Genomic DNA, 20,540 nt, shown 5'->3' on the forward strand with positions numbered 1-20,540 from the left:
ATGAAATACGATTTAATAGTAATTGGTGGAGGTCCAGCAGGATTAGGGGCTGCCTATGAAGCATATAAAGAAGGGATTAAAAATATTTTAATTATTGAAAGAGATAAAGAATTAGGTGGAATTTTAAATCAATGTATTCATAACGGATTTGGTCTTCATACTTTTAAAGAAGAATTAACAGGACCAGAGTATGCTAAAAGGTTTATAGATATGGTAAAGGATACAGAGATTGAAGTTAAGCTAGATACAATGGTTTTAGAAATAGAGAATGATAGAAAAATACATGCTATAAACTCAGAAGATGGGTATATGATTTTAGAAGCTAAAGCTATTATATTAGCAATGGGATGTAGAGAAAGAACAAGAGGGGCAATAGGAATACCAGGTGATAGACCTTCAGGAATATTTACAGCAGGTGCAGCACAAAGATATATAAATATGGAAGGGTATATGCCAGGAAAAGAGGTTTTAATTTTAGGATCTGGTGATATTGGGCTTATTATGGCTAGAAGAATGACATTAGAAGGTGCAACTGTTAAAGGTGTAGTTGAACTTATGCCATATTCAAATGGATTAAATAGAAATATAGTTCAATGCTTAAATGATTATGATATACCTCTTTATTTATCACATACAGTAGTTGATGTAATAGGAAATAAAAGGCTTGAAAAAGTAATAATTGCAAAGGTAGATGAAAATAGAAGACCAATAAAAGGTACTGAAAAGGAATTCAAATGTGATACTTTATTATTATCAGTTGGATTAATACCAGAAAATGAATTATCACTAAAGGCAGGTATTAATAAAGATACAAGAACAAATGGACTAATAGTAACAGAAAATATGGAAACATCAATAGAAGGAATTTTTGCATGTGGAAATGTTGTTCATGTTCATGATTTAGTTGATTTTGTTACACAGGAATCAAAGCATGCAGGGAAAGCAGCAGCTAAATATATTAAAGGAAGTTTAAATAGAGAAAACTATATAAATATAGTTAATGGAAAAAATATAAATTATACAGTGCCTCAAAGGGTGAATACAAAAGCTGTAGAAGATACTTTAACAATCTTTATGAGAGTTAATAATATTTATTCTAATAAGGTATTAGTTGTAAGAGAGGGAAATAGAGAAATAGCAAGGTATAAGAGAAATCACCTAGCACCAGCAGAAATGGAAAAGATTTTAATTCCTAAGTTTAAGCTAGAAAATATAAAAGAAGATATTGTAATATCATTAGAGGATGGTGAGTAAAATGGTGAAGGAACTTATTTGCATATGTTGTCCAATGGGGTGTCATTTAAAAGTTGACATAGAAAATAACAAAGTTACAGGTAATACTTGTAAAAGAGGAGAACAATATGGAATAAATGAAGTTACAAATCCTGTAAGAGTAATTACAACTACTGTTAAGGTTAGTGAAGGGGAATTACCTGTAGTACCTGTTAAAACTAATGGAGCAATACCAAAGGATTTAAACTTTAAATGTATGGAGGCTTTAAATAAAATAAAAGTAGAAGCTCCAGTTAAATTAGGAGATATTATTTCTAAAAATATATTAAATACAGGAATTGATGTTATTGCAACAAGAGATATTGAAAAAAAATAAAAATAATTTAATATCCAGTATTTTATAAAAGATGCTTTAATAATTAGGCATCTTTTTAATTTTTTGAAAAATACGAATTATCTTGCAAAAAAATTGACAAATTTACGTGGTGAGTATAAAATTATAATAATATTTATATACTAATATTTAGTAAATGTAATAAGGTAACTAAAATCAAATAGAAAACTTAGTAATATTTTAGAAATAAATTATATAAAAAATGTAGTGTACATTGTTTATATGTAGTTTATGTATGAAATAAATAAGTGTATAAGTAAATACACCACATATAAAAAGGAGTGTAAAGAATGAAAGGGATTTTAACTGTTATAGGAAAAGATAAAGTTGGTATTGTGGCGGGAGTAAGTAGCGAATTATTAAAACTTAATATTAATATTTTAGATGTTAATCAAACAATAATGGATGAATATTTTACAATGATTATGATGATTGATTTAGGAAAGTCTAATGCTACATTTGAAGAAATTAAAAAATCATTACTTTTAAAAGGTGAAGAATTAGGTGTTGATGTTAAAATACAAAGAGAAGAAATTTTTAACTCAATGCATACACTTTAGGCCGGAGGAAATATGATGAATACTGGGAATATATTAGAAACAATTAAGATGATTGAAGAAGAAAAATTAGATATAAGAACAATAACAATGGGAATTTCATTATTAGATTGTATTGATTCTGATGGAGATAAAGCAAGAGAAAAAATATATAATAAAATAGTAACTTCAGCAAAAGATTTAGTAAAAGTGGGAAAAGAAATAGAAAACGAGTTTGGTATTCCAATAGTTAATAAAAGAGTATCAGTTACTCCTATATCAATAATTGCTGGAGCTACAGATGAAAAAGATTATGTAAAGTTTGCAGAAACTTTAGATAAAGCAGCTCAAACTTTAGGAATAGACTTTATAGGTGGTTTTTCAGCTCTTGTTCAAAAAGGATATACAAAAGGTGATAAAATATTAATAAATTCAATTCCAGAAGCACTAGCAAAAACTAGTAAAGTATGTTCTTCTGTTAATGTGGGTTCTACTAGATGTGGAATAAACATGGATGCAGTTAAAGAAATGGGCGAAATTATAAAGAAAACAGCAGAATTAACTAAAGAAACAAAAGGATTTGGATGTGCAAAATTAGTTGTATTCTGCAATGCAGTTGAAGACAATCCATTTATGGCAGGAGCTTTCCACGGAGTTGGAGAAGCTGATAAGGTTATAAGTGTTGGAGTAAGTGGACCTGGAGTAGTTCAAAGAGCTTTAGAAAAAGTAAAAGGGGAATCCTTTGACGTAGTTTCAGAAACTATTAAAAAGACAGCTTTTAAAATTACAAGAATGGGTCAATTAGTTGCACAAGAGGCTTCTAAAAGATTAGGAGTACCATTTGGAATAGTTGATTTATCTTTAGCACCTACACCAGCAGTAGGTGATTCAGTTGCACATATATTAGAAGAAATGGGCTTAGAAGTAGTTGGAACACATGGAACTACTGCAGCACTTGCACTTTTAAACGATGCAGTTAAAAAAGGTGGAGTAATGGCATGTAGTCATGTAGGTGGATTAAGTGGAGCTTTTATACCAGTTTCAGAAGATGCAGGAATGATAGATGCAGTACTTAACGGATCATTAAACCTAGAAAAGCTAGAAGCAATGACAGCTATTTGTTCAGTTGGACTTGATATGATAGCAGTACCAGGAGATACCAAAGCAGAAACAATAGCTGCAATGATAGCAGATGAATCAGCAATTGGTATGATAAATAACAAAACAACAGCAGTAAGAGTAATACCAGCACCAGGTTGCAAAGTAGGAGATTTAGTTGAATTTGGAGGGCTTTTAGGTACAGCACCAGTTATGCCTATTAATAAATACTCATCTTCATTATTTATACAAAGAGGTGGAAGAATTCCAGCTCCAATACATTCATTTAAAAACTAATAAGTAAAAAGCTATTAAAGGGCATCATAAGAAATTTTGATACCCTTTATTTTTATTTATTATAAATTAATGATATAATTACAATAAACAATGTAAAGAATTAAACTAAAGACAAAATTTTCGGAGGACTTATGAAAATAGATATAAATGATAATAGCTTTTTAATGAAGCCTAAAAATGACTATGTTTTTAAAAGAATTTTCGGAGATGAAAAAAACAAAGATATATTAATAGCATTTCTACAATCAGTTTTAAAAATAGATATTAAGGATATAAAAATCCTTAATAGTGAACTTCCAAAAGAAAATATACAAGATAAAAAGAGTATATTAGATATTAGGGCAACTATTGATAATAATATTGAAATTGATATAGAAATACAGGTTGCAAGAACAATTTATATGCCTCAAAGAAGTCTTTACTACTGGTCAAAAATATATGCAGAGCAATTAGAAGCTGGGGCAAAATATAGTAAACTAAAAAAGACAGTATGCATAAATATATTAGACTTTGATACACTAGATACAAAAAAATATCATAGTATATTTAAAATAAAAGAAGAAGAAGAAAATTACATATTAACTGATTTATTAGAAATACATTTTCTAGAAATGAAAAAATTAAAAGGCTATAATGAAAATGATGATTTATCCCAATGGATAAACTTTATAAAAGCAGATTCAAAGGAGGTTTTAGAAAGTATGGCAAAAGTAAATCCTAACATCGATAAAGCTGTGCATGTTTTAACAACTATGAGTCAAGATAAAAAAACAAGAGCAGAATACCTTTCACGTGAAATGGCACTTCATGATGAAGCTACTAGAATAGAAGAGGCTATTGAAGAGGGTTATGAAAAAGGTATGGAAAAGGGCATAGAAAAGGGTATAGAACAAGGTATAGAAAAAGCAAATATAGAAAATGCAAAGAACTTTTTAAGATTAGGTATAGAAATAGACATAATTGTAAAAGCTACAGGTTTAAGTAAAGAAAAAGTATCTAAACTTTATGAAGAAATTATAATAGAAAATAATAATAAATAAAATGATTTTAAACAATAAAGGATATCATAAGAAATTTTGATATCCTTTATTGATTAGTTGGAGAATTTATAAATTTTTAAGTTTTTCTTCTTTATTTTCTATAATTAATATAAGGCCACATATAATTGGAATTAAAAACAAAATAAGAGCATTTATTAAAATTACAGGAGAAATTATACTACCACATAATATAAAAAACTTATAATTGTTTGTATGGGATTTTTTTAGAGCTTCAAAGATAAAGTCTATAATAAATATATTAATAAAAATTGTGAAAATAAATGTATTATTAAAGGAATTGATATAATTAAAAATTTGGTATATATTTTTTCAGTATTAAAATATAAAAACCATTTTGATATAGAGTTAATAATATTTTTCTTACTTAACAATGAAAAATAAATACATACTAATCCTAATAATAATGAAATGGCAAAGGTAACAACTGATAATCAGAACTATAATTTAATCCGAGTATTACTTCTATAAATGAATTTATACCTAGAATTCTGAGAGTTTCTAATTTCATTAATGGATTAATAAATATTCTTAATATAGGATTCTAACTCATTAATATCATCATCTGTAAAAACATATCTTTTCTTTAGTTCATTTTTCCAATGATTAATATTGTCATCTAAGTTAAACATTCACTATTTTCCACTTGGCCTCTATTAGACCATTTTCACAAAGTTTTTTTAATACTGGATATAACATACCTTCCAAATTATTTTTTCACCTGAAAGTATTTGTATATTTTTTATAATTTCATAACCATAGCTTTCTTTGGTAGCAAGTAATGAAAGTATTAATAGTTTTGAAGAAGCAGCAACTAAATCCTTTGATAACATATTTATACCTCCTTACATAGAACTTCTATGTATGAATATTACAATAATTTCCTATGTTGTATCAATAATAAATTTAATTACTATAAAATGAATAAAAAGTAAATAATATTTTTTGTTGGATTATATTTATGTATAATGAATATATAACTATAAAGTAGAATTGGATATATATTTAAAATATTAATATAAAAAAATAATTAAGGAGCGTAGAAAAATTGAGAAAACAAATTTTTGTTCTAGCCTTACTTTTAATATCAGTTTTAATTAGTTGCTCAAAAGAAGATACATTTGAAAAGTTTTTTCAAAAAACAATGGATAAAATGCATAAAGGGGAAAAAGATTTTGGTATACAGTTAGTGATATAGAAGATGTACAGGTTAAGATAGTAAAAACTGATGGTACCAAAGAAATAATTAAGTGAGTTTAGATGATATTTTATGTAAATTTAGGAAAATTAATTAGTTTTAAATTTTATTATATAAATATTGTTTTAAAGTTGTATAAGTCATGAAATAAGGAGATTGATTATGAAACCAGCAGATTTAACAGGGATTTTTATGCTTGCTTTTTTAGCAGGAGGAATATTAACATTTTTGGGAGCTATAATAAAGTATTTTAATGCAGGAGATATTATTAACTTCTTTGATGATAAAAAACATGATAAAGATAAGACATCAAAAATTGTTGGAAGAAATCTTTTAATTATGGGATTAACAATAATATCAATTGCTATTATTAGTATATTTGTTGATGAAAAATATTATAATTTCATCATGGGAACTCAAGGGTTTATAGCTGTAATTGGAGTACCAATAACCTATTACGAATTTTTTAGGTATTGTAAAATAAAGGAGAAGGAATAATGAATATTCGCAAAGTAAAATTTGAAGATGAAAATAAATTTTTAAATATGTTATTATCTTTAGATAAAGAAACAGAGTATATGATGTTTGAACCAAATGAGAGGCCTAATAATATAGATAGAATACATGAAATGATAAGACAATGTATTGATGGAGATAATTTACTTTTAGTTGCAACAGAAGATAATGATATTATTGGATTTCTTTCTGCACAGAGAGGCGTAGCAAATAGAATTAAACATACAGCATATATAGTTGTGGGCATTAGAGCCGTTTTTCGTGGTATGGGAATTGGAAAAGCTCTATTTTCTAAGCTTGATTTATGGGCAAGAGAAAATGGTGTTACAAGATTAGAGCTAACAGTAATGTGTCCTAATACTACCGCAAAGTATTTATATGAACAAAGTGGATTTGAAGTAGAGGGGATTAAGAAAAATTCAATGCTTGTTGATGGAAAATATGTTGATGAGTATTATATGGCAAAATTGTATTAAATAGTATTAATTAGATAACATTTATACATTTTTATTAAGTATATATAATTAAGATACATTAAATTATATATACTTAATTTGGAAAACAGCTATGTTTAAAAATGATATATAAATAAATTAGCTATATTAAAACGAATTTTAATATAGCTAATTTATTTAGCCAGAGATATAATTTTTAACAGCTTCTAAAACTGAATCTTCTCCAACATAAACTAAAATATCACCTTTTAATATTTTAAAGTAGGGACCAGGAGATAAGAAGTGATCACCATTTCTTTTAATAGCTATTATAGTTGCTTTTGTATTATGCCAAAAGTTTAATTCACCAATGCTTTTATTTACAGCTATACTTCCTTCTTCTACAATACTTTCAAAGGGGATTATTGAACCAACATTTCTAAGTTGAGTAGCAAATTCTATAATAGAGTTTAAATTCTTTTCAAGTTGAGCATCTATTGCTCGTCTCTCTTTTATTAAATTGAAAGTTTCATTATTTAAATGAGTAAAATCTGTTTGAGTTTTAAATTTATTTAAAAATTCCTTTGCAAGATTTTTATCGTTTATAATTATTCCACTTTTTTCATGTACAACAACTACATTCATATCTTTTAAAAGTGCAAGAGACCTTCTAATTGTTTCAGGAGATACGTTATATAGGCTAACTAATGTAGTTCTACCTGTAATTTTACTTCCTTCAACAAATTCATTATTTACTATTCTATGAGCAATATCAACTGCTATTTTTATGTAATTTGGTGTTTTAGTTTGTTTTGACACACTATTACCTCCTTTTAATGTACGTAAAAATTCTATCACCATAAGATTAAAAAGTAAAATAGTTTCTTGAATATTTATATAAAATATGGAAAAAAAGAATAAAGAATTCAAAAAAAGGATAAACAATTTATAAATAGGGAATAATTGGGATAATATGATATAATGAATAATGGGAATATTAGTATATTAAAATAGTTTTAAATATGTAAGGATTGAATTTGATATTATGTTAACCTATAATTAAAGCATTAACTAAGTCAGGGGTAAGTATATGGATAATAGATTAGAAGAAGAAATAATTATTTTAAATGATAAAAGAAAACATATTAATGAAGAATTAGAAGAAAAGAAAAAAAATCAAGACAATATTGGAAGTAAGCTTAGGGTATTAACTAAAGAAGCAAAGGGAAGCTATAGTGAAGAAAAAGAAATAACGGAGAGAATATATACAGTATTAAAAAAAGAAATAGAAAATTATGAAGAAGCTCTAAAGTCACCTTATTTTGGTAGAGTAGATTTTAGGGAATTAAGAGGAAAAGATGAAAGTATATATATAGGAAAACAGGCTATAAGCTCTAGTTTAGATGGAGAAGAAATAGTAGTTGATTGGAGAGCTCCAGTATCAGATCTTTATTATAGTGGGACAGGTGGATATGCTTACTATAAAGCTCCAGTTGGAGTAATAGAAGGAAATTTATCTTTAAAAAGAAAATTTTTATTTAAGGATAATGATTTAAAAGAAATATTTGATGAGGGTATAAATGAAATTATAGTAAGTCAAGCAGAAGGAAAAGATTTAGTAGATGAATTTTTAAAAATAAACCTAGAAGAAAGCAGAGGGAAAAAGCTAAAAGAAGTAGTTGCAACTATTCAAAAGGAACAAAACGATATAATAAGATGGCCTAAAAACTTACCTATAATAGTACAGGGGTCAGCAGGTTCTGGTAAAACTACAATAGCATTACATAGACTAGCCTATTTACTTTATAGATATGCAGATACTATTAAAGGAAAAGATATTTTAGTTTTAGCTCCTAATAAGTTATTTTTAGACTATATATCAGAAATACTACCTAATCTTGGAGTAGATGAAGTAAATCAAACAACATTCCAAGAGTTAGTTTTAAAGAAGCTAAAAATTAAAGGTAAAATAAAGACAAAAGATGAAAAAATAAAGGAACTAATAGAATGTGAAGATAATTCAAAGAAAAAATTTATTACTAATTCATCTAAAATAAAGGGAACTTTAAATTTTAAAACAATAATAGATAGATACATTGCTTTATTAGAAAGTGAATCTATTGAAATAGATGATATTAAAATAAAAGGGTATGTTATGTTTACTAAACGTGAAATAATGAGACTTTATTTAAAAGATTTAAAAACATTCCCTATAAATAAAAGAAAAGATGAAATAAAAAGATATCTAGGACTTAAAGTAAAAGAAAAAATAGAAATATTATGTATGCAAATAGATATAGATTGGGATGCGGAAATTAAAAAAATTAAATTAGAAATGGAAGATGGAGAGGAAAGAAGAAAGAAACTTATAAAAGTATATGGAGAAAGAGATGAAATTAAAAAATATATAAGAAGTAATACTAAAAAGGAAATTAATGAATACTTTAAGGCATGGAGAGGTATAACTTCAAAGGATATTTATTTAGATTTATTTAGAAATAGGGAACTATTTGAGATTGCAACATTAAACAAAATTCCAGAAAGCTTATCAGAGTTTATGAAAGAAGAAGTTCTTGAAAATTCTAAAAATGGAATTATTGATGAAGATGATTTAGGACCACTTATATATATAAACCTCCTATTAGAAGGTGTTGAAGAAAAAGAAAAATTTAAACATATAGTTGTTGATGAAGCTCAAGATTATAATCCACTTCAAATATATTTAATAAATAGCTTAGCAAAAGGAAATTCTCTTACATTAGTTGGTGATTTAGCACAAGGAATTTATTACTATAAAGGAGTAAAAACCTGGGAAGATATAACTGAGGGAGTTTTTGATGGTAAGGCTACATATATTCAACTAACTCAAAGCTATAGATCTACAGTAGAAATTATAGATTTTGCAAATGGAGCATTAGAAGCTCAAAATTTAGGATTAAAATCTGCTAAGCCAGTATTAAGGCATGGTGAAAAACCTCAAATTATAACTTGTAATAGTGTTAAAGAAAGTATAGAGGTTATAAATAATATTATTTTAGAAATAAAAAATAAAAATAAAAGTAGTGTTGCAATTATTACTAAAAGCTTAGAAGAAGCTAAAAATTTAGAAAAATTATTTAAAAAGAATAGCAAATATAAAATATCTTTAATAAAGGGAACAGAAAAAGAGTCACCTGGTGATATTTTTATTATTCCGTCATATTTAACAAAAGGTCTAGAATTTGATGGAACAATAATATATAACCCAAGTAATGATAATTATGGAGAAAATTTATTAGATCAACGATTGTTATATGTTTCATTAACAAGAGCGTTGCATTATGAGTATATTGTAGAAATTGAAGAAAAATCATATATGTTAAAATAGCAAAATAATGCAAAAGATTAGAGTAAATTAGGGTTTAATAAGGAATTTAACTAATAAATGAATAAATATAGATTTTGTGATAAAGGTTTATATATGTTAAAATATTACTTATTCAATAAATATGAATGTTAGATTATAGGAGGTACTGGTCTGTGAAGTCAGAAGTTTTAAAAGAAGATATTTTTTGGGTGGGAGTAAAAGATCCAGAACTTAGAGTTTTTGATATTATAATGGAAACTAAAAAAGGAACAACTTATAATTCTTATTTAATAAATGATGAAAAAGTTGCAGTTTTAGATACTGTTAAAGATGGATATTATGAAGAGTTTAAAAAGAATTTAGTAGAGGTTATTGGAGATAGAAAAGTAGACTATGTAGTAGTTCATCACACAGAGCTAGACCATAGTGGTTCTTTAATAAAGCTTATAGAAGATTATCCAGAGATAAAGGTTATAGGATCAAAGGCAACACTTAATTATCTTAAAAATATATTAAATAGAGAGTTTAATGCTTTAGAAGCAAAGGAAGAAATTTGTTTAGGAAAAAATACACTTAAGTTTATAATAGCTCCAAATTTACATTGGCCAGACACTATGTTTACATATGTAAAAGAGAAAAAAGTTCTATTTACATGTGATTTTACAGGATGTCACTATTGTCCAGAAGGTAAAATAACAGAAAGCTTATGTGATGAGTATTTTGTAGAAATGAAATACTATTTTGATTGTATTATGGGACCTTTTAAAAGATTTGTAAAAATGGGACTATGCAAAATTCAAGATTTAGAAATAGACCTTATAGCACCAAGCCATGGACCAGTGCATACATGCAATATAAAAAATATTTTAGATTTATATGATACTTGGGCAGAAGAAGTTAAGGTTGATAACAATAAGGTAGAAATATTTTATATTTCAGCTTATGGAAATACAGAAGCTATGGCAGAATTTATGAAGGAAAGATTAATCAGCAAAGGATATAGTGCTGATGTAACAGAAATAACTTCTATACCTCTAGAAGAAAGTATAGAAAAAATAGAAAAGGCAAAAGGATTAATGATAGGATCACCAACAATAAATCAAGATGCAGTAAAACCAGCTTGGGACTTATTATCACTTGTTAATCCAATTATAAATAGAGGAAAGGCAGCATTAGCCTTTGGATCATATGGATGGAGTGGAGAAGGTGTTAAGATGCTTACTTCAAGACTAAAGGATCTAAAACTTAAAGCTGTTGATCCAGGATTATCTTTCTGCTTCGTACCATCAGAAGAAGAGTATAAAAAAGCAGAAGAAGCTATAGATAACTTTATTGAATTAATGAAGTAATTTATTAAAATTAAAAATAGATAATTTAATTAGCCTCCGTAAATATAGGTTTATATAGCCTTATTTACGGAGGTATTTTATTTATACAAATAATATTATAAATTTATTTACAAATTAAAAGAAAAAACATTCCCTAAAAACAATAGTTAAGAATACTTATATATTAACTAACTAAAAAAGGGGGGAACTGCTTCTAATAAATTACAACAATTGTAATTTGAAAGTGGGATGAGTATGAAAAAAGAGTTAACTCCACAGGAAATTAAGTTTGAACTTAAAATAAAAGAGAAAGATTTTGAGGATAAAATTAAAGGGATTCCAGAAATAGAGGACGCATATAAAAAAGTTGGGAGAGCCTTAAACATAAATAAAGAAGGTTACAATCTCTATTTAATAGATTCATTTTCAAAAGATAAATTAAAAATATTAATAAACTATATTAAGGAGCAGTATAGTAAATTAAGTCCTCCTAAAGATATTTGTTATGTAACTTTAGAAGATGAAAAAAAACCAGAGGCTCTTTTTGTAGAAAATGGAACAGGAAAAAAATTAAAAGAAATTGTGGAAAATATAAGAAATTATTATATAGAAATTATAGAAGATTTTTATAATAATTCAACAAACGATGAAAAGGATGATATCATAGATGAAATTCAAAGTAAAAGAAATAATTATATAGGGGAACTTATGGAGCTAGCAAAAAATGAAGGCTTTGAAGTAAAAGTAACTAATAAGGGGTTTGCATTTATTCCATTAAGAGATGGTAAGATAATGACAGAAAAAGAGTATGATAACCTTGAAAGAGATACAAAAGAAATGATTGTAGGAAAAGCATCGTTACTAAAAAGAAAAGCGGAGGTTGTATTAGGTAAGCTAAAAGATATAGAAACAAAATCAATGAAAAAGCTTAAAGATATATATACAGATTTCCTAAATACAGAAATGGAAGAGTATAAAGATGATGCATTACTAGAGTTTATTAATGATGACGATGTATATGAATATTTAGAAAGACTTTTTATATCAATAGAAAAAGAAATAGTTAATTGTTATACAATGGAAATGGAAGATGATGAAGAAGAACTTTATCAAATAATTAATAAATATGAAGTCCAAGTACTTGTAGATAACAGCATGAACCAACATCCAAATGTTATTTATGAAGAAGATCCAAGTGTAAATAATTTAATGGGATTTATAGAATATGAAAACCATAATGGAGTTTATACAACAGATATATCTTTAATAAATTCAGGTTCTATATTAAAGGCTAACGGAGGATGTTTAATAATTAGAGTAAGCTCATTAGCTAGTAATGCATATAGCTATTACTATTTAAAAAAGACCCTTATTTCAAATAAGATAATTTATGATTCCTCTAAAGGATATGCAGAATTTATGTCTATAAATGGATTGAAACCAGAAGCAATACCTGTAAATTTAAAGGTTATTTTAATAGGTGATTATGAAACCTACGATACATTATATAATTTTGATGAAGATTTTAAGAAGCTATTTCCACTAAGGGCTGAGTTTGATACAATTGTTAATTCAAATGAAAATGTTAATTTTTATATTAAAAATTATATAATTGAAAAAGTAGAAGAAAATAAATTGATGAGTATAGAAGAGGATGGAATAAAAGAAATATTAAAATATCTTTCAAGAAAAGCTAGTAGTAAAAATAAAATAAATTTAGATGATTTTGATATAGATAAATTAATAACTTTATCAAATGATTATGCTATAAATAGAGGTGCTAGATCAATATCTAAAGAAGATATATTGGCAGTAGCATATGAAAGTGAAAGAGTAGAAGAAGAGTTTATTAAAATGTATAAAGAAAATAAGATATTAATATCTGTAAAAGGAGAAAAAATAGGTGTAATTAATGCCTTAGCAGTTTTAGATACTGGATATCATTCTTTTGGAAAACCTATGAGGGTTACTTGTGTTGCATATAAGGGCTCAGGAAGAATAATTGATATTCATAAAGAAAGTAGAATGAGTGGAAAAATCCATGAAAAATCAATAAATATATTAAAAGGATTAATTAACAACCTATTAAATCCATATGAAGATATTCCAGTTGATTTTCATTTAAGCTTTGAACAAATATATGGATTAATAGATGGTGATAGCGCTTCAGTTGCAGAAACTATATGTATGCTTTCAGCATTAAGTAAAAGACCTGTAAAACAAAATATAGCTATAACTGGATCTATAAATCAATTTGGAGAAGTTCAGCCTATAGGTGGTGTAAATGAAAAAATTGAAGGGTTCTTTAAAGTTTGCAATTTAATAGATACAACAAAAAATAAAGGAGTATTAATACCAGAAAGTAATAAGGATGAGGTTATTTTAGTCAAAGAAGTTGAAGAAGCAATAGATAATGGAGATTTTCATATTTATACAATGAATAGTTTAGAAGATGCTATAGAAACTATGATATTAAATGAAAATGAAACTGTAGAGGATTTCTTTAAAATTATTAATGATGAAATAAAAAAATATAAAAATAAAGAAGAAAAAAATGAAGAAGAAAAAAATGAAAAAGAATAGGTGAATCTTTAAAGGAGGCAAATTATTGCCTCCTTTAAAGATGTATAAATTGTAAAAAATAGAAATAAAAGAATAATTATATTTGACTAGGAATAAACTAATATGTTAAAATTATGGAAAAAGAAGGAAAAACTTTTTAATAACTTATAAGGAGGTGGATTGCTCTAAGGTAAAGAGACTTTGGAGTGATTATATGTATCTAAAATTCGACAAAAATGAAGAAAAGTTAATTATAAGCCTAATGGGAGAGTTAGATCATCATAGCGCAGAAGAGGTGCGAGTAAAGATAGATGATAGAATAGATAGAGATAACATAAGAAAAGTTATATTAAATTTTAATGGTGTAACATTTATGGATAGTTCAGGAATTGGAGTAGTTATAGGTAGATATAAAAAAATGAAAAATAGAGACGGAAAAATTTGTGTAGCTGAAATAAATAGAACCGTAAATAAAGTATTTGAAATTTCAGGTATGTATAAAATAATAACTATATATGACACTGTAGATGAAGCAGTAAGATGCATTTAATGGAGGGGTTTAAAGATGATGGATGTAGATAATAAAGTAAGTATAGAGTTAATGAGCAAATCCCAAAATGAAGGATTTGCAAGGGTTGCAGTGGCTGCATTTGTATCACAATTAGACCCTACAATAGAAGAAATTACAGATGTAAAGACAGCAGTATCAGAAGCTGTAACAAATTCTATAATTCATGGTTACGATAATAAAAAAGAGGGAATAATAAGAATAGAAGCAAGCATATTTGAAAGTGAAATAACAATTACAATTCAAGACTTTGGAAAAGGAATAAGAGATATTGAAATGGCAAGGGAACCTTTATACACTTCTAAACCAGAGCTTGAAAGATCAGGTATGGGTTTTACAGTTATGGAAACATTTATGGATAGCTTAGAAGTAGAAAGTAAAGAAGGACAGGGAACAAAGATTATAATGAAGAAGAAATTCAATGCAGTAAGTTAGGTGGAGTATATGGAAAATGGAAGTATAAGAAAAGAGGAGTATAATTATGATGATAACTCACAATTAATATCTCTAGCTAAAGCTGGTAGTCAAGAAGCTATGAATAGACTTATTGAAATGAACTTACCTCTTGTATCATCCATTAGTAAAAAGTTTTTAAATAGAGGATACGATTATGAGGATATATTTCAAATAGGGTCTATTGGACTAGTTAAAGCTATAAATAATTTTGATGAAAAATTTAACGTGAAATTTTCTACTTATGCAGTTCCTATGATAATTGGAGAAATAAAAAGATTTATTAGAGATGATGGAATAATTAAAGTAAGTAGAAATGTAAAAAGTTTAGCAAGAAAAATACATTTTGATAAAGAAGCGTTAACTAAAAAATTAGATAGAGATCCAACCATAGAAGAGCTATCAGAATTTTCAGGAGTAGATAAAGAAGAAATATTATTTGCAATAGAATCTTCAGTAGGTTTACAATATCTATATGATACTATTCATCAAGATGATGGAGCACCTGTTTTACTTATAGATAAATTAAGCGAAAAAGGCGAAGATGATAGTAGTATGATAGATAGAATAGCTTTAAAGGAAGCTTTAAGAAGCCTTGATAATAAAGCAAGGCAAATAATAATGCTTAGATACTTTAAAGATAAAACTCAAGTTCAAGTAGCAAAATTACTTGGGATAAGCCAGGTTCAAGTATCGAGAATAGAAAAGAAAGTGCTTGTACAAATGCGGCAAAAACTTGAAGAATAACATACAAAGGATAATTAGAAGGATTGATAAAAATGAATATAAAGATTTAAAAAAAATCTTTTGATTGTAAAGGTCAAAGGATTTTTTTATTTATAAATTTATATAAATATCCAAATAATAGCTAAATAAGTTATAATTCTTTTGGTATTTAACAATATATCCCAGTGTTTTATCTGGTTTTTTTGGGATAATAAATTATATCGAAAGGAGAGATTATTGTGTCTAAAAAAAGAATGCCAAAAGAACAACAAATAGTTAATAAGTTTCAAACGATTACTAAAGAAGCAGAACCAAAGCCTAAAATCGTAAAAAATTGTGCAAGAGCTTTCTTAGTTGGTGGAGCTATTTGTACAATTGGACAAATAATCCAAGTGCTTTTAGTTAAAAATGGTTTTCCAGAAGAAGAAGTTAAAACTTGGCTACCTATAATAATGGTATTTCTAGGAGCATTATTAACTGGAATAGGAATTTATGATAAAATTGCAAACTTTGCAGGAGCAGGAACTGTTGTACCAATTACAGGATTTGCAAATGCCATTGTTGCACCAGCAATAGAATTTAAAAAAGAAGGCTTTGTTTTTGGTGTAGCAGCGAAGATGTTTACAATAGCTGGACCGGTTCTTGTTTATGGTGTTGGTAGTTCTGTTATTATAGGAATTATTTATTATCTTATTCAAATGTTTATGTAAGTAGAAAAAAAAGGATTACTATACAAGAAAGGTTAGGATAAATATGAATAATACAAACAATATAAAAAAGATAGGAAAACATACTGTAAAATTAGAAAATCCACCTAAAATAATTGCAACATATTCTATTGTTGGTCCAAAGGAAGGTGAAGGACCTTTAAAAGAATATTTTGATGAAATATTAAATGATGATACTTGTGGTAAAGATAGTTATGAAAAAGCAGAAAGTGAAATGATGTACACAGCAATAACGGGAGCTATAAGTAGAGCGAGCTTAAAAGAAACAGATATAGATTACCTATTTGCAGGAGACCTTTTAAATCAAATAACATCATCCTCTTTTGCAGCAAGACAACTTAACATTCCATTCTTTGGACTATATGGAGCTTGTTCTACTATGTCTGAATCATTAAGTGTAGCATCTATGATGATGGATGGAAATTTTGCAAAGTATGTTGTAGCATCAACATCATCACACTTTAGTGCAGCTGAAAGACAATTTAGATTTCCTCTAGAATATGGCTCACAAAGAAGTGCTACAGCTCAATGGACAGTTACAGGATCAGGTGCTATGGTTTTAGGTCATGAAGGAAACTTCCCAGAAGTTACTTATGTAACTACAGGTGTAGTAAAAGATTATGGAATTAAAGATTCAAACAATATGGGAGCAGCTATGGCGCCAGCAGCTGTAGATACTATTGCACAACATTTTAAAGATACTGGAAGACAACCAAATTTTTATGATGTTATTGCAACAGGTGATTTAGGTAAGGTAGGTAAAGAAATAACTAATAAACTTTTATTAGAATATGGATACGATATAAGAGAAAATTATGTTGATTGCGGTGATATGATATTTGATGATGCTATACAAAATACTGATGCCGGAGGAAGTGGCTGTGGTTGTTCTGCCGTAGTTGCAACTGGGTATTTTTATAAAAAATTAATGAGAAAAGAAATTAAAAATGTGCTTTTAATTTCAACAGGTGCATTAATGAGTACAACATCATCTTTACAAGGAGAAACAATTCCAGGTATAGCTCATGCTGTAGCTATTGAATATAAAGGAAAATAAAAGAGGTGTTTAAATTGGATTATGTTTATGCTTTTATAATTGGAGGACTTATTTGTGTAGTAGGTCAAATATTAATGGATACAACGAAATTAACTCCTGCTAGAATTTTGGTAATATTTGTAACTTTAGGTGCAATTTTAGGTGCCTTTGGATTATATGATAAGATAATAGATATAGGAGGTGCTGGAGCCTCCATTCCTCTTCCTGGATTTGGCAACTCATTAGCTAAGGGTGCTATTAAAGCTGTTAATGAACAAGGACTTTTAGGAGCTTTTGTTGGAGGTATAACTTCCACAGCAGGTGGAGTAACAGCAGCTATATTCTTTGGATATATTATGGCAGTTATTTTTAATCCTAAAACAAAATCTTAAAAAAAATTTAATTAATGTTTTGATATTTTAAGCCTGACAATTTATACTATAAAATGTCAGGTTTTTTAGTTATAATAAAAGATATATTATAATTTAAATTAAATTATAAAATCGTGGGAGAAGGTGAACCAATGAGGGACTATTATAGTAACACTTGGGTTAAAGTAGTAGATTTACTTGGTAGTAGTATTAACAAAGGATTATATGAATATGATTGTGAAATAAGGAGAACACAATACGGGGATAACAGAATTTGTCTACCTTATAGTGGAGGAAAGCTTAATATTTTAAAGGGACTATTAAAGCAAAAGTATATTTATTTTATTTTAACTATAATTATTTTATTTGCTATAAGGGGTTTTAATTCATTAGCAATTATTACAGGGTTATTATTAATTTTAAGTGTAAGCTTTAAAATATATTTTGAAATAGTTAAAGAAAAAGAGGTTGAAATATTACAAAATCTAAATACTTCACAAGTTTTAGTTCTTAGAGAAGGTATTGAAAGACTTATAGAAGCTGAGGAATTGGTAAAAGGAGATATTGTTTATTTTAGAAAGAATTCTTTTATATCAGCAGATATAAGAATAATAGAAAGTAAAGATCTTAAAGTAGATGAAAGAAGTATAACAGGAGATAGTTTTTTAAAGGATAAATATGAGACTAAAGTTAGTGGATATGTAGGTTCTATAGGAGATATAAATAATATGCTCTTTAGAGGATCCATAATTAAAGATGGACAAGGTAAAGGGATTGTAGTTGAAACAGGAAATAACACTCAATTAGGTAAATTGCTTAGAGTTATAAATACTGTAAATGTAAAAAAACATACTATGATTCAAAGGGTAGAAAATATAGCGTCAAAGGTTGGAATTTGTTTAATACTAACTCAAGTTATTTTAGGTTTAATATTACCTGAAAAGCTAATAAGTAAAGAAGCTATATTTGCATATGGAATATTTTCTATTTTATCCATTTGTACTCCTATAATAATTTTAGAATATGTTAAGATTATAAAGGGCAGATTTAAAGATGAAAATATAGAAATAATAAACTTTTCAACTATAGATTTAGTAAAGGATGTTAAAGTAATGTTCTTAGATAAGGTAGGAACATTAACAAAAAATGAACTTTATGTAGAAAAGGTATATACTAATGAAGAAATTATAGGGGCTAATAAGCTTGATGTTAATGATATAAATGTTAAAAGATTACTTGATATATCTATATTGTGTAATAATGCAAAATATAATAATGATAGTAAATGGTCTAAAGGCGATATGTTTGAAATTGCATATGTTAAATTTGGACTAGAAAAATCATTATTTAAAGGAACTATAGAAAGTAAAAATAAAAGAAAATTTGAAATGCCACGAGATACAAATAGAAAATTAATAACTACAGTAAATAAAAATAGAAAAGGATATAGAGCAAATACAAGAGGAAACTTAGATAGCATTTTAGAAGTTTCAACTCATGTATTAGTAAATGGTATTGAACGTGAATTAACAAATGAGGATATATTAAAAATAAAAATGGCAGATATGAATTTCTCAAGAGAAGGTCTTGTTACAGAAGCCTTAGCCTATAGAAGCTTTAATTATGAACCATCAGAACAAGAAAACATAGAAAGTAATTTAGTATTTGTTGGTTTAATAGCATTAGAAAATCCATTTGTAGAAGGTATAACAGAAGAAATAGAAGAATTAATGGGAAATAAAGTATTACCTATAATATTTACAGATGATAATAAAATTACGGGAGAAGTTTTAGGTAGAAAGCTTAACCTAATATCTTCATCAGAAGAAGTTATTTCAGGAATAGAATTAAGTTATTTAAGTGAAGAGGAGTTTTGTAAAGTTATTTCAAAAACAAGAGTTTTTTGTAGACTAACACCAGAACTAAAAACTAAAATAGTATCACTATTTAATAAAGATGGTTTTAAAGTAGCCGTTGAGGGAGAAACTTTAGGAGATTTACCACTTGTAAGTTTGGCACAAGTAGGAATTGTAAAAGGAAAAGCATCATCTTTATTAAAAAGAAGTGGAGATATATACACAAACGAAAGTGCAGTAAAGGCTTTTATTAAATTATTAAAAGAAAATATTGAAATGGATAAAAGTATTGTACAAGGTATTACTATTTATGTATTAGTAATGTTATCACAAATATTTGCTCTTAATTTTCATTATTTATTTACAGAATCAATATTATTTAATGAATATACAACGATGGTTATGAACTTTTTATTACTAACACCAATAATATTATTAAATATGTGTTTTGGAAAAGAAGAATCTAGTAAAAAATCTATTATTAGAGGTGCTTTATTTATTTCAATTCCAATAATAGGTATATTCTTAGTTAAGGATCATTATGAATTTATAGCATGCGCATTAATTGGAGGTATATCATTACTTACAACTATTATAAATTGTAGAATATCTTATAGAAGCTTTAATAATGGTGTAAGACTTTTATTTATAGCAATTATAATATATGGGGTAGCGTTAGCTCTTATTGGTTTTATGACCTCAGTAGTTTATTCACAATTATTAGGAATACTAATAGGTGGACTTTTATTAAGTTTTATAGTAGGAGATATAATTATTAAAAAATGGCAAGAATCCTAAAGAG

Annotated in this window: 20 protein-coding genes; 18 read left to right on the plus strand and 2 right to left on the minus strand. The window is 26.9% G+C overall.

Annotated elements, in window-relative coordinates:
- The 5 genes from ACYQ1T_RS10770 to ACYQ1T_RS10790 all read left to right on the plus strand — a co-directional run bounded on the left by ACYQ1T_RS10770 (position 1) and on the right by ACYQ1T_RS10790 (position 4,598).
- Positions 1 to 1,254, plus strand: coding sequence for an NAD(P)/FAD-dependent oxidoreductase (locus ACYQ1T_RS10770; RefSeq protein ID WP_459834646.1), 1,254 nt, complete (start codon positions 1 to 3; stop codon positions 1,252 to 1,254).
- A 1-nt stretch (position 1,255) separates the two neighbouring features.
- Positions 1,256 to 1,609 carry a DUF1667 domain-containing protein gene (locus ACYQ1T_RS10775; protein WP_459834647.1) on the plus strand — a complete coding sequence of 118 codons (354 nt, stop codon included), beginning with the start codon at positions 1,256 to 1,258 and terminating at the stop codon, positions 1,607 to 1,609.
- Between the two features lie 308 nt (positions 1,610 to 1,917).
- The gene (locus tag ACYQ1T_RS10780) at positions 1,918 to 2,187 is read left to right on the plus strand and encodes an ACT domain-containing protein (RefSeq protein ID WP_459834648.1); all 270 of its coding nucleotides are present in this window, start codon (positions 1,918 to 1,920) and stop codon (positions 2,185 to 2,187) included.
- A gap of 15 nt (positions 2,188 to 2,202) precedes the next feature.
- On the plus strand, positions 2,203 to 3,558 hold the full coding sequence (locus ACYQ1T_RS10785; RefSeq protein WP_459834649.1) for a PFL family protein: 1,356 nt from the start codon (positions 2,203 to 2,205) through the stop codon (positions 3,556 to 3,558).
- 131 nt (positions 3,559 to 3,689) lie between these two features.
- Positions 3,690 to 4,598, plus strand: a complete 909-nt coding sequence (locus tag ACYQ1T_RS10790) for an Rpn family recombination-promoting nuclease/putative transposase (RefSeq protein ID WP_459834650.1) — start codon at positions 3,690 to 3,692, stop codon at positions 4,596 to 4,598.
- A 698-nt stretch (positions 4,599 to 5,296) separates the two neighbouring features.
- On the opposite strand, the gene ACYQ1T_RS10795 is transcribed toward ACYQ1T_RS10790, so the two are convergent.
- Entirely contained in the window at positions 5,297 to 5,449 is a 153-nt protein-coding gene (locus ACYQ1T_RS10795; protein WP_459834651.1) for a hypothetical protein, read from the minus strand.
- Positions 5,450 to 5,664: 215 nt separating this feature from the next.
- Here ACYQ1T_RS10795 and ACYQ1T_RS10800 point away from each other — a divergent pair, with 215 nt between their 5' ends.
- The 3 genes from ACYQ1T_RS10800 (at position 5,665) to ACYQ1T_RS10810 (ending at position 6,806) form a co-directional block, all read left to right on the plus strand.
- Positions 5,665 to 5,814 carry a hypothetical protein gene (locus ACYQ1T_RS10800; protein WP_459834652.1) on the plus strand — a complete coding sequence of 50 codons (150 nt, stop codon included), beginning with the start codon at positions 5,665 to 5,667 and terminating at the stop codon, positions 5,812 to 5,814.
- Positions 5,815 to 5,976: 162 nt separating this feature from the next.
- Positions 5,977 to 6,312: a DUF3784 domain-containing protein gene (locus ACYQ1T_RS10805; protein WP_459834653.1), complete on the plus strand. Its 336-nt coding sequence runs from the start codon at positions 5,977 to 5,979 to the stop codon at positions 6,310 to 6,312.
- Positions 6,312 to 6,806 (plus strand): GNAT family N-acetyltransferase, encoded by a 495-nt coding sequence (locus ACYQ1T_RS10810; protein WP_459834654.1) that lies wholly within the window; start codon positions 6,312 to 6,314, stop codon positions 6,804 to 6,806. Before ACYQ1T_RS10805 ends, ACYQ1T_RS10810 begins: the two co-directional genes overlap by 1 nt.
- 156 nt (positions 6,807 to 6,962) lie before the next feature.
- Here the strand turns inward: ACYQ1T_RS10810 and ACYQ1T_RS10815 are convergent, their stop codons facing one another.
- Positions 6,963 to 7,583, minus strand: a complete 621-nt coding sequence (locus tag ACYQ1T_RS10815; protein ID WP_459834655.1) for a GntR family transcriptional regulator — start codon at positions 7,581 to 7,583, stop codon at positions 6,963 to 6,965.
- A gap of 271 nt (positions 7,584 to 7,854) precedes the next feature.
- Between ACYQ1T_RS10815 and helD the strand changes: the two genes are divergently transcribed.
- The 10 genes from helD to ACYQ1T_RS10865 all read left to right on the plus strand — a co-directional run bounded on the left by helD (position 7,855) and on the right by ACYQ1T_RS10865 (position 20,536).
- On the plus strand, positions 7,855 to 10,131 hold the full coding sequence (gene helD / locus ACYQ1T_RS10820) for an RNA polymerase recycling motor HelD (RefSeq protein WP_459834656.1): 2,277 nt from the start codon (positions 7,855 to 7,857) through the stop codon (positions 10,129 to 10,131).
- A gap of 152 nt (positions 10,132 to 10,283) precedes the next feature.
- Positions 10,284 to 11,459 (plus strand): FprA family A-type flavoprotein, encoded by a 1,176-nt coding sequence (locus ACYQ1T_RS10825; protein ID WP_459834657.1) that lies wholly within the window; start codon positions 10,284 to 10,286, stop codon positions 11,457 to 11,459.
- Between the two features lie 234 nt (positions 11,460 to 11,693).
- Positions 11,694 to 14,021, plus strand: coding sequence for an AAA family ATPase (locus ACYQ1T_RS10830; RefSeq protein WP_459834658.1), 2,328 nt, complete (start codon positions 11,694 to 11,696; stop codon positions 14,019 to 14,021).
- 193 nt (positions 14,022 to 14,214) lie between these two features.
- A complete protein-coding gene (spoIIAA, locus tag ACYQ1T_RS10835; protein WP_459834659.1) occupies positions 14,215 to 14,550 on the plus strand; it encodes an anti-sigma F factor antagonist in 336 nt (111 codons plus the stop codon).
- Between the two features lie 18 nt (positions 14,551 to 14,568).
- A complete protein-coding gene (gene spoIIAB, locus ACYQ1T_RS10840; protein WP_459836520.1) occupies positions 14,569 to 15,003 on the plus strand; it encodes an anti-sigma F factor in 435 nt (144 codons plus the stop codon).
- 9 nt (positions 15,004 to 15,012) lie between these two features.
- Positions 15,013 to 15,768 carry an RNA polymerase sporulation sigma factor SigF gene (gene sigF / locus ACYQ1T_RS10845; protein ID WP_459834660.1) on the plus strand — a complete coding sequence of 252 codons (756 nt, stop codon included), beginning with the start codon at positions 15,013 to 15,015 and terminating at the stop codon, positions 15,766 to 15,768.
- A 218-nt stretch (positions 15,769 to 15,986) separates the two neighbouring features.
- Positions 15,987 to 16,457 (plus strand): stage V sporulation protein AC, encoded by a 471-nt coding sequence (gene spoVAC / locus ACYQ1T_RS10850; protein ID WP_459834661.1) that lies wholly within the window; start codon positions 15,987 to 15,989, stop codon positions 16,455 to 16,457.
- Between the two features lie 43 nt (positions 16,458 to 16,500).
- Positions 16,501 to 17,532: a stage V sporulation protein AD gene (gene spoVAD, locus ACYQ1T_RS10855; RefSeq protein WP_459834662.1), complete on the plus strand. Its 1,032-nt coding sequence runs from the start codon at positions 16,501 to 16,503 to the stop codon at positions 17,530 to 17,532.
- Between the two features lie 14 nt (positions 17,533 to 17,546).
- A complete protein-coding gene (gene spoVAE, locus ACYQ1T_RS10860; RefSeq protein ID WP_459834663.1) occupies positions 17,547 to 17,903 on the plus strand; it encodes a stage V sporulation protein AE in 357 nt (118 codons plus the stop codon).
- A 131-nt stretch (positions 17,904 to 18,034) separates the two neighbouring features.
- On the plus strand, positions 18,035 to 20,536 hold the full coding sequence (locus ACYQ1T_RS10865; protein WP_459834664.1) for a P-type ATPase actuator domain-containing protein: 2,502 nt from the start codon (positions 18,035 to 18,037) through the stop codon (positions 20,534 to 20,536).
- Positions 20,537 to 20,540 lie beyond the last annotated feature (4 nt).

Source organism: Clostridium carnis (assembly GCF_054657435.1).